This window comes from Mongoliitalea sp., from assembly GCF_054166905.1.
Genome location: NZ_JBSZCK010000041.1, coordinates 1 through 10,908 on the forward strand (window position 1 = coordinate 1; position 10,908 = coordinate 10,908).

The 10,908-nt window shown below is 40.1% G+C and carries 10 protein-coding genes; 6 read left to right on the top strand and 4 right to left on the bottom strand.

What is annotated here, in order from left to right; translation table 11 throughout:
* Positions 1-423: 423 nt before the first annotated feature.
* Entirely contained in the window at positions 424-2,058 is a 1,635-nt protein-coding gene (gene pruA / locus ACXIUD_RS16665) for an L-glutamate gamma-semialdehyde dehydrogenase (RefSeq protein ID WP_458053783.1), read from the bottom strand.
* 163 nt (positions 2,059-2,221) lie between these two features.
* Here pruA and fabG point away from each other — a divergent pair, with 163 nt between their 5' ends.
* Entirely contained in the window at positions 2,222-2,968 is a 747-nt protein-coding gene (fabG, locus tag ACXIUD_RS16670) for a 3-oxoacyl-[acyl-carrier-protein] reductase (protein WP_458053784.1), read from the top strand.
* 1,047 nt (positions 2,969-4,015) lie between these two features.
* On the opposite strand, the gene ACXIUD_RS16675 is transcribed toward fabG, so the two are convergent.
* The 3 genes from ACXIUD_RS16675 to ACXIUD_RS16685 form a co-directional block, all read right to left on the bottom strand.
* Positions 4,016-4,759, bottom strand: coding sequence for a hypothetical protein (locus ACXIUD_RS16675; RefSeq protein ID WP_458053785.1), 744 nt, complete (start codon positions 4,757-4,759; stop codon positions 4,016-4,018).
* 222 nt (positions 4,760-4,981) lie between these two features.
* Positions 4,982-6,112: a 6-bladed beta-propeller gene (locus tag ACXIUD_RS16680; protein WP_458053786.1), complete on the bottom strand. Its 1,131-nt coding sequence runs from the start codon at positions 6,110-6,112 to the stop codon at positions 4,982-4,984.
* A gap of 612 nt (positions 6,113-6,724) precedes the next feature.
* On the bottom strand, positions 6,725-6,958 hold the full coding sequence (locus tag ACXIUD_RS16685; RefSeq protein WP_458053787.1) for a hypothetical protein: 234 nt from the start codon (positions 6,956-6,958) through the stop codon (positions 6,725-6,727).
* Positions 6,959-7,195: 237 nt separating this feature from the next.
* Between ACXIUD_RS16685 and ACXIUD_RS16690 the strand changes: the two genes are divergently transcribed.
* From ACXIUD_RS16690 to ACXIUD_RS16710, 5 genes are read left to right on the top strand one after another with little or no spacing between them, the layout of a single operon-like run.
* Positions 7,196-8,044 (top strand): SPFH domain-containing protein, encoded by an 849-nt coding sequence (locus ACXIUD_RS16690; RefSeq protein ID WP_458053788.1) that lies wholly within the window; start codon positions 7,196-7,198, stop codon positions 8,042-8,044.
* Positions 8,045-8,048: 4 nt separating this feature from the next.
* Positions 8,049-8,531, top strand: coding sequence for a hypothetical protein (locus ACXIUD_RS16695; protein WP_458053789.1), 483 nt, complete (start codon positions 8,049-8,051; stop codon positions 8,529-8,531).
* 36 nt (positions 8,532-8,567) lie between these two features.
* The gene (locus ACXIUD_RS16700; RefSeq protein ID WP_458053790.1) at positions 8,568-9,899 is read left to right on the top strand and encodes an alpha/beta hydrolase; all 1,332 of its coding nucleotides are present in this window, start codon (positions 8,568-8,570) and stop codon (positions 9,897-9,899) included.
* 3 nt (positions 9,900-9,902) lie between these two features.
* Positions 9,903-10,385, top strand: coding sequence for a hypothetical protein (locus ACXIUD_RS16705; protein WP_458053791.1), 483 nt, complete (start codon positions 9,903-9,905; stop codon positions 10,383-10,385).
* Positions 10,375-10,539 (top strand): Arc family DNA-binding protein, encoded by a 165-nt coding sequence (locus ACXIUD_RS16710; RefSeq protein WP_458053792.1) that lies wholly within the window; start codon positions 10,375-10,377, stop codon positions 10,537-10,539. Before ACXIUD_RS16705 ends, ACXIUD_RS16710 begins: the two co-directional genes overlap by 11 nt.
* Positions 10,540-10,908: the final 369 nt, after the last annotated feature.

Consider the following 10,908-nt stretch of genomic DNA (forward strand, 5'->3'; position numbering starts at 1 on the left):
CTTTTGCAGCTCTGGGCGGTTTGATAACCCCGCCTGAACAGCGTTATCGATACTTCGACCGTCCTTAATCAAACGGTTTGTATCATCTCAAATACAGCATGCCACAGCCGATTCAGACAGCTGTAACTTCACGGCACAAGCCAAGGCGCAAAGTCGCGGTTTTCAAAAACGCAGGAAAGATAAATGATAGCTGTTTCAAATTTGCTCAATCTCCTGTATCTGTGAGTCCCATCCAGCATATAAAAAAAGACCTTCGAGATTTCAAAAATCTCAAAGGTCTATTAATCAAAAAACGTCTATTCCCAAGATCCCAAGCCTTCTCTCTTCTACGATAAATTCTCGAGTATTGAGTCTTGTTTCTTGGTTCTTGTCTCTTGATTCTTGAGTCTAATTTCTCGCTTCTCGTCTCTCGCTTCTCGCTTCTCAGTCCTTACCCAAAAACGGATAACGATAATCCACCGGCGGCACAAAGGTTTCCTTAATTGTTCTCGGAGATACCCAGCGGAGTAAGTTGATCATAGAACCCGCTTTGTCATTGGTACCGGAAGCTCTCGCTCCTCCAAATGGCTGCTGTCCTACAACCGCACCGGTAGGTTTGTCGTTGATATAGAAGTTACCAGCTGCATTCTTCAATTTTTTGGTAGCCAATTCCAGTGCATATCTGTCTTGTGCAAATACAGCTCCTGTCAATGCATACGGGGATGTCTGATCCACCAATTCCAAGGCCTCTTCGTAATGCTCTGCATGGTACACGTAGATCGTCAATACAGGACCGAAGATTTCTTCCTGCATGGTCACATACATAGGATCTTTGGTAACGATGACCGTTGGTGCGATGAAGTACCCCTTACTCTTATCGTATGTACCTCCAGCGATCACCTCCACTTCAGGAGCTGATTTTGCATTATCGATATACTTGGCAATTTTATCAAATGACTTTTCGTCAATTACCGCATTGATAAAGTTGGTAAAATCCTCTGTACCACCCATTTTCATGCTTGCCAAATCTTCCAACAAGTATGTTTTCACATCCTCCCAGATATTAGAAGGGATATACGCTCTGGAAGCAGCGGAACATTTTTGTCCTTGGAATTCAAACGCTCCTCTGGATAAACCTACAGCTACTGCCTTTGCATGGGCAGATTTATGAGCGATGACAAAATCCTTTCCTCCTGTCTCTCCGACAATTCTTGGATAAGACTTGTACTTGTAAATATTGGTACCGATGGTTTTCCAGATATGCTGGAACACACCCGTAGAGCCTGTAAAGTGAATACCCGCAAACTCAGGATGATTGAAAATCACATCTCCGGCAGTTGGTCCATCTACGTATACCAAGTTGATGACACCATCCGGTACACCCGCTTCTTTAAAAATTTCCATCAAGACATTGGCAGAGTAAATCTGCGTATAAGCTGGTTTCCATACGATGGTATTCCCCATCATGGCTGCTGAAGTAGGAAGATTTCCTGCAATTGCGGTAAAGTTGAATGGGGTCAAAGCGAATACAAAGCCTTCCAATGGTCTTTGCTCCAAACGATTCCATACACCATTGCCAGATACTGGAGGCTGCTGCGCATAGATTTCTGTCATGTATTTGACATTGAAGCGCAAGAAATCGATGATTTCACAAGCAGAATCAATTTCCGCCTGATAGGCATTTTTGGACTGACCGAGCATGGTTGCTGCGTTCAATTTGGCACGGTAAGGGCCTGCAATCAAATCGGCTGCTTTCAAGAAAATCGCTGCACGCTGCTCCCATTCCATATTTTCCCACGCATACTTTGCTCCCAAAGCTGCATTGATGGCCTGCTCTACATGAGAGGCATCACCCTCGTGAAACTGACCCAAAATATGCTGATGGTCATGAGGAGGAGACATGGTTCGGGTCTTGCCGGTCCTAACTTCGTCCGAACCGATGTACATAGGCACATCGATTTGCTGAGAACGCAAGGTTTGAAGCATGGCTTGTAATTCTATTCTCTCAGGGGAACCCGGTGCATAATTTTTGACCGGCTCATTGTGCGGAGTAGGCACATTGAAAAATCCTTTCAGCATATCTATTTGAGTTTATTTTGTTTCTGATAAGCAAATATAAGAAGCCTCCTTGGAAAAGCCTGCCAAAATGAAAGGCAATTGCCCAAAGGTCGCAAAATCAAAGGATTTGGGGTATGGCCCTCAAATATGTATATTTGGCGATTGTTTTTAAAAAAATATTCTCATGGGATTACTATCAGGAAAAACCGCTCTGATCACCGGAGCTTCTAAAGGAATCGGAAGAGCCATCGCCATCCGCTATGCACAGGAAGGCGCCAATGTAGCATTTACCTACCTTTCCAGTGTGGAAAAAGGACAGGCCTTGGAAAATGAATTGGCAGGATTTGGCATCCAAGCCAAAGGCTATCGCTCGGATGCTTCCGACTTCAAAGCAGCAGAAGAATTGGTGAATGCAGTCGTGGCTGATTTTGGAAGCTTGGATATTTTAATCAACAATGCGGGCATCACGCGCGATAATTTGTTGATGCGGATGACAGAAGAGGCATGGGATGAAGTGATAGGTGTAAATTTAAAATCTTGTTTCAATACCGTCAAAGCTGCTACCCGCACCATGATGAAAGCCAAAGCTGGTTCCATCATCAACATCACCTCCGTGGTAGGTATCAAAGGAAATGCTGGTCAAGCTAACTATGCCGCTTCCAAGTCTGGAATCATCGGTTTCACGAAATCGGTAGCCTTGGAATTGGGTTCCAGAAATATCCGTTGCAATGCCGTGGCACCTGGATTTATCGAAACAGAAATGACGGCGGTATTAGATGAGAAAACCGTTCAAGGCTGGAGAGATGGTATCCCAATGAAGCGTGGCGGCCAACCAGAGGAAGTTGCCAATGCCTGTGTATTCTTGGGTTCGGAAATGAGTTCGTATATCTCGGGACAGGTGCTTCAAGTGGATGGAGGAATGCTTACTTAAGTAGAAGCGAGAGATTAGAAGCGAGAGATTAGACTTTTGGAGAGATTGTGGGGATAGAAAGACATATATGCTTACTTCGACAAGCTCAGCACAAGTACGCGATATAAATTGATATATGCCTGCTTCGACAAGCTCAGCACAAGTAGCGGCGAAATATTAGGGGTATGTAGGATAGCCGATTTTCCTTCTATAGAAAAAGGATCATTTATGATTGGTTATTTAAAATAAGAAAAAGACCTTTGAGATGTTAGGAATCTCGAAGGTCTTTTTTTTGACTATTCAAATTGCACATAACCTTTAACGTAGATTTTCTGGGGACCTAATGGAGAGTTCGTGTATACAACCATCTCTTTTAGAAAAGCCCTTATTTGCACTATCGTAAGCAACCAAAAAACTATCTTTCTCCGCAGGCTTTAAGGCAGAAGTTTTGTAGTATGGTACACTGTAATATATATTCGTTGGATCAATGGATTTATTTTTGTAGTTTTCAAGGGTTACTATAGCAAGATAAAAATTGCCGCATGCTTCGATAATGTAACATGGTTTTATTTTCTGCCCTAAACGAAAAATAGTGTGAAAAACTATATCGACACTTATATCTATCTCTTTGTTATATCAATTATTTTTTTGGCACTACTAGCTCTAATTATAATTATCTTGTATAATGGCTGGAAAATATTAAAAAAACTATTTACTCGTTCATGAAATAGGGGCGATTTTAGCTTAAAATAAATCAACATGATTTTAATTTTGTGGAAAAAAGGATGATATATGCTTACTTCGACAAGCTCAGTACAAGTACGCGAAATAAATTGATATATGCCTTCTACCTTTGATAGACAGGAGCAGCGAAATATTAGATGCAAATAGGATAATCTCTTATTCTTTAAAAGATGATTGGGGCTTTCCTAAAAACAAATGAATAATGACATAAGACCTTTGAGATGTTAGGAATCTCAAAGGTTTTTTTTATACTTATTCATCATTTTTCAAAACTTGAAACCACTAGGCAATAGCAAGGATATGATGTTTAAAAAAAATGAGTGGTTAAAACAAAAACTCATAGCCGACTTGAAGGCCTAAGAAGGAACCAGAAAATTGGTGTTTTGCGGAATAAAAATCACCCAACAAAGAGATAGAACGGAAATCATGCACATAAAGTGGCTGACCTAGCGCAAGACCTGCGATCAGTGACAGGGAAAGACGGTGATTATTTATTTTTCTGTAAACACCTAATTCGGGTCTTAAATGCCACAAAAGAGATGTATTTCTTGTATTATAACTAACATCATGAGCCAATAAAGTGGTACGATTTCCAGTAGCATCCGCAAATACATGGCTACCAATCCTCACACCTTCCTCACTTTGTATCAGTCGGCTCCATCCAGCCTTATCATTCAGAAATACGCTGCTGATTCCAAATGATGCTATAATACCATAAGTACCAGCACCCAATTCAAAAAAACGGTCCAAAGACAATCCTACAGCGGGATGAATGCCTCTGTTTTTTCGCCCATAAGAACTATTCAAGTATTCCTCTTCAGTACTCAACCCCATGATTCCCACCGATGACCGGAGTGCCCATGTGGGTGAAAAATAATACCGAAAAAAGGCCTGTACATTCGCATCAACGGATCTGTGCGCTTGAAACCCTCCCAAATCCTGTTGAGTTGGAATGGTAGTCGCCCTCAAGCCAGAGATTCCTCCTTGGACACCAACAGAAAAATTATTTTGTGCTTGGACGAAAAAAGTTAAAAGCATCGCACTAACAATCAATAAGTAGCCTTTCATGCCATTCTAAATTAGATGTTTGAATAATTGAAGAGAATATGTTTCGATGTATAACGAAAACATTGTTAGTTAATTATTTCTTACCCTCTAAAAATTAATCTGATACAATTCATTCACTTCCTGATTGGGCTGTTCGGGCTTATTGATAAAAAGACCAATGGCGTTTACAAACCAGTTTTCTACATCCATTTCCGCTTTAAATTCGAAGGCGCAGTGATACAATCAACCATATGCTCCTTTGAGTTTAAACCGAATGATTACTGGCGGGGAGTCTTCGGTTAACGTTGCTAAAAACGCTGCAAACTTACTATTTCGTTGTTGGTAATACGCTATAATTTTTTCCCTTACATCTGTTCTCAAAAACCAATCTTTGAATCTTGGGTTCATTCCACAATAAAAGTAGCCATCACTATACGCTAAAGGAAGGTCAAGAAGTAAAAACAATCTTCCTTCAGTTAAAAAATCATTAGTTCCATAAAATTCATTTGATCGGAGTAAAACTCCGTATTTAATTTCATTGTCTATAGAGAATTGGAAAAAACCTTCCTTATTTCCATAAATGAACTTATTTAGGTAGTTCTTTGGATTTTCCAAATCCATTAAATAGGTATTGATTTTTTGATGGTCAAAAATTTCATCAGGAGGCATTGGATTTCGGACTAAAAACCGAATCACTTCTTTATCATTGGTATCATCAATCGAATAAATTTTAGTATCAAAAGGAAATGAATAATACCCTCCCTGCAAATGACCCGTATATGCAAAATCCATTTGACCTTTGATCACGGGATATTCTTCCACCATGTCTATGTTTTCAAAATCAAAATCTGCTTTTCTCAAAAAATATCCTGAATTTTCAAAAAAGCCATTCCTGAAAAACAGATTACCTTTATGCAAGGAAAAATCCGAAGGGAAAAACCCTAACTTCTTCTCATCCAATAAATTTCCATTGGAAGAAAATACCATTATCTTATTTTGTGGCTTGGACAATACAAATAACCTATCATTAAAAATTTGCAAAGTTGACACTTCTTGTACTTCTCCCGGACCTGACCCATACCTTAATAATGAAGAAAAATTATTGGAGTCTAGATTAAGCTTAAATACCTTTCCCGAATATTTTTCAATAAAAAAAACTTCTTTTCCTGTTACTTTAATTGCCTTGATTTCATCGGAAAAATGATTGGTTTCCACTAAAGGATAAAAATCAAAATCATCGAATAATGCATACAAATCAATTTCATCTTTTTTACCATTGCTCCCTAATTCCGCATCAACAGCTGAAGATTCCATTTTGGGAGAACATGTCCAAAAAAGAAAAGTTACGACGATTAGTTTAATATATAATTTCATAGGCTTGAAATCAGGGTCAGTAAAACTGACCCTATTTAACATTAATTTACAGATGCAGGAGCCCCAGTACAGGATATATCTATACACCCTTCTCCTCCTAAATCACAATCGTTAGCATAACCAACTGTAATTTCCCTACCATCAGAAGTAGTCGCTACGCATTTTGTTTGAACCGGATGCTTATTTGGTTCTATTGTTTGTCCAATAGAACCAAAACCTAACATAAGACTTGCAGCCAGAAAGCATCCACACGTGATCAGATTAAATTGCTTGATAATTATATGTTGTTTTGGTTGTAAACAAATCAAAAAAAAAAAAAAACGACATCTCCAAATAAATTAAAAAAATCTTTAGATAATTATTTTTTAGCGTTAGATAGATTAATCTCATAAAATTCACACGAGTCTTCATTGGGATGTTCTGGCTTGTTTGAGAGAACATGTTCAAAAAAGTAAAAAAATGACTACTGTTGAATGATCAATTTCATAGACAATTTCAAATCTCCAACAGTGCATTTAATTTATTTTTTACTTTATGTTGATAATGTAAAGGCATTACGCTCAATTTTCTTTGGATTAAAGACTTAGGATTGGAACCAATACTACTGTGTATTTAATCATTGAACGGCTTTCCATCTTTACAGGTATAAATATCTTGCTCGGGTTCGGATAAAAAACTGAAAGCAGAATTATTCGAAAGTGACTCAAGCCACGATAGTTCATCTAAATCTTCCTGCTCATCGACAAATATTAAGACTCTAACTTCTTTGTCTGAAATGTTAAGGCTTTCAGAAATCAATAGATTCCCATTTTTATCCGTTCTCGCTTTAATTTCTATTGCCTTCATGCTAACCTTTTTTAGTAGCTAAGCAAATGAATAGTTTCATTATGTTTTCAGGTATCTGTTGACTGTGGGCAGTTGACTGTGGTCGATTATCCGCAATAAATAGTATCTATAGTGTCCTAAATATGAAGCAATTGCGGATAATTATATTTAACGCAAGAAAAAATTTTGTTTCCAAACCCAACCTTTATTTTCAATAATCAGTATATTACCATGATATCATTTCAATATCATACCAATATGGAAAAGCTAACCAAACCACTCTCTGGCTATTTGATGATTTTTATCGCAATAGCCCTCTTACCCACCATCGGAATCTCCTTTGCAAACAAACAGATTTTGCTTGGGGTAGTTGCTACGCTGGGATTTATACTAATCCTTCCCGGGTTTTTCACCTTGCAGCCCAATAAGGCGATGGTGCTGATTTTATTTGGCGCCTACAAAGGAACCGTCAAGGACAATGGATTCTTTTGGGTCAATCCATTTATGACCAAAACAAAGATTTCACTCAGAGTGAGAAACTTTGAAAACAAACCCCTCAAAGTCAATGACAAAATTGGAAACCCTGTTATGGTTGGAACCATCGTCGTATGGCAAGTGGAAGACACCTTCAAAGCCACCTTTGATGTAGAGGATTATGAAAACTTTGTTCACCTTCAGACGGATGCTGCCGTGCGAAAGATGGCAGGAAAGTACCCTTACGACGACTTTGAAGCTGAAAATGCGGAGGTCACCTTACGTTCGGGTGTAGAGGATGTCAACCATTCACTAGAGGCAGAAATCTCCGAGCGCCTGCATCATGCGGGAATCAAAGTGATCGAAGCTAGGATTTCCCACTTGGCTTATGCACAGGAAATCGCATCTGCCATGTTGCAACGACAGCAGGCTACGGCCATCGTAGCCGCCCGAAGAAAAATCGTGGATGGTGCTGTTGGAATGGTGGAAATGGCCCTGGAAGATTTGAAATTGAAAGGCATTGTGGACTTTGAGGAAGAGAAAAAAGCAGCCATGGTGAGTAATTTGATGGTGGTCTTGTGTTCGGATAGAGCTGCAAGCCCCGTCCTGAATGTGGGTACGCTCAATCAGTAATCGAATGATTGTCAAGGAGGAGCTAAATCTGCGAGGCACTATCATCATGTGGGCGATTATCCTCTTGGAAATCCCCACACTCCTCTTATTGATTGTCTTGTATGCAGTCGGTCAATTAGGAGAAGATGGTTGGCAGGTCATCCTCATTGTATTCGGAATTATGCTGACTGCTTTTACCCTGCTGATGAATATCCGCCTGCAACTTCGAGTAGATGCTCATGGCATAGCATTTCGAAGCCTTCCCTTCATCAATCGCTGGAAGAAATTCAATGTAGAAGACATCCAATCCATCGAAGTGAAAAAATCAGATGGATTACTTGAATATGGAGGAATTGGCGTTCGGTTTTCCCGAAAGACAACTGCCTATTTATTCTACACTGATCACATTGTAATTATGCAAACAGCTAAGAAAAAGTATGTATTCAGTACCCGTAAACCCAAGGAAATCCAGGCAATCATCGAGCAATGGGAACTTATTCCCAAATAAACTGTGATTAATTTCATACGAAAAATTTTATCAACTATGAATCAACGAACGATCTATAATTTCCCTTTATTTCTCCTTGTAATTATCCTGCTAGGTTGGAGCAATCCTGTGTTTGCCCAAACAGATTTCAAGCAAGTGGCGCGAGCAATGCTGCTGGAATTAAAAAAAGGAGAGGCAAGCTTATATGCCAATTATGCTTCGGAAGAGTTGCTCAAAGCAGTTCCTGCGGAACAAGTGGCGGGTATATGGACTCAACTGGAAACGCAACTAGGGAAAGCTTCGGAAGAGCTAGCAGATCCCATAGAAAACACCGTCGGGGAATCAGTTCAAATCATCCAACCCATCAAATTTGGTGTTATGAGTTTGGCTTTTATAGCTGTTTTCAATACTGAAAGCGTATTGACAGGCATAGCCTTCCAACCATTCCAAGCACAAACCCCACCAAGTGACTCAGAAAAAAGAGCCCATTACGATAAGCCTGAGGCCTATCAAGAAGAAGATATCAGCTTTCCATCGGGCACTTTTTCCATGAAAGGTACGCTGACGAAACCCACCAATAATCCTTCGGGGATTCTATTGGTATTTATCTCGGGCAGTGGTCCCAATGACAGGCATACCACGGTTGGCCCCAACCGACCCCATCAGGACATGGCAAGAGGGTTGGCTGGTATGGGAATTGCAAGTCTGCGCTTTGACAAGCGCACCTTTGCTGCTGCTCAACAAATTCAGGACGAAGGCATAGCGATGACTATTGATACAGAGGTGGTAGAAGATGCAGTGGCAGCCATTGAATTTGCGAGAAAGTCAGGTGAGTTTCAAAAGATTTATCTCTTGGGCCATAGTTTAGGCGGTATGCTCGCCCCACGCATAGCGAGCAAAACGGAACTTTCGGGCATCATCATTATGGCCGGTAACTCCAGACCCTTAGAGGCATTGATTGTAGAGCAATTTGGGAAATTATTGGAAGGCAACCCATCCAAGGACAAGGTATTGGCTGAGCTAGCAGAGAAGGTTGGAAATTTGGAGAGACTGGAAGCAGGTGAGCAAGTTTCTGACGAAGATTTGCCATTAAGTCAACCCGCCTCATACTGGAAATCTCTACGAGCCTATAACCAAGTCGCAACTGCCCAAACCCTGAACATCCCTATACTCATCCTGCAAGGAGAAGCTGACTATCAGGTAACCATGGATGATTTTAATGGGTGGAAAAAAGCATTGCCGAAAGCAAAGGCTATCTCCTACCCCAACTTGGACCATTTGATGCGCCCTTCCAATGGGAAGATCGGCATGGACGCATATGCTGATCAAGCATTTGTGTCTGAGCAGGTGATTCAAGATATTGCTGATTGGGTTTTAAAAATAAAGTAGATCATGGCTAGGTATATTTTCAAAGAGACACAAAAATTTAACCAACCTTGGGTTTGGGGAGTCCTAATTTTTGTGACTGGCATAACTGCTTATAATATTGCTAATCAACCCATCAATAGCATGGAAATCCTAATACCAATACTTATTATCGGATTAGTATTTGTCTTAGTTGGATCCATGCAGTTGAAAACCAGAATCGATGAAAATGGCTTGAGCTTTAGCTACTTTCCATTGATAAACACGAGAAAATACCGAATAAAGGATATCTATAACCTTGAACTTATCGAGTATAATTCCATTTTCAAATTTGGAGGCTGGGGTATTCGCTACAATTTCAATATGTGGGCCTACAATGTCAGAGGAAAGCATGGACTAGTGGTCCACTTGAAAGACAAAAAATTTCTACTTGGCACTCAGGAGCCGGAAGAAATGAAAAAGGCGATCGAGCAGTTTAAAGAATTAAAAGGAGGAAATCATGCCAGCTAAGAAACCATTTGCCCTACGATTGGATGAGAAGATGATGCAGGCTGTGGAAAAGTGGGCGGCAGATGAATTTCGCAGCACCAATGGTCAAATTGAATGGATCATCCATGAAGCACTGAAGAAAGCGGGGAGACTTGGAAAGAAGAATGAAACGTAAAAATAAGGTGATTAGACCAATGTTCACGAAAATTGAACTTTAAAAACAATCTCCTTTTGTTGCCTACCCTAAAATTATCGTGGAGCTTAGATAAGCCTTATTTCACATCAGTATATTTCATACAAAGCAGGAAAGGGTGTCTATCGAAAATCGAATGTTCAAAAATATAATACGGGAAAGAAAGGAGGAAAGTGGGGAGTGAACAGTGAATAGTTGGCAGTGAACAATGAACCACCACTTCATCATTCAAAATTCGGCGTTCATCATTCGACATTTCAACACTATCAAAAAAATAGCTTCCCTGCCTCCGCGGACTCTGCGAAAAACTTTGGGCACTCTGCGGTTAAAAGATCTCCGTATGGGTTTCAC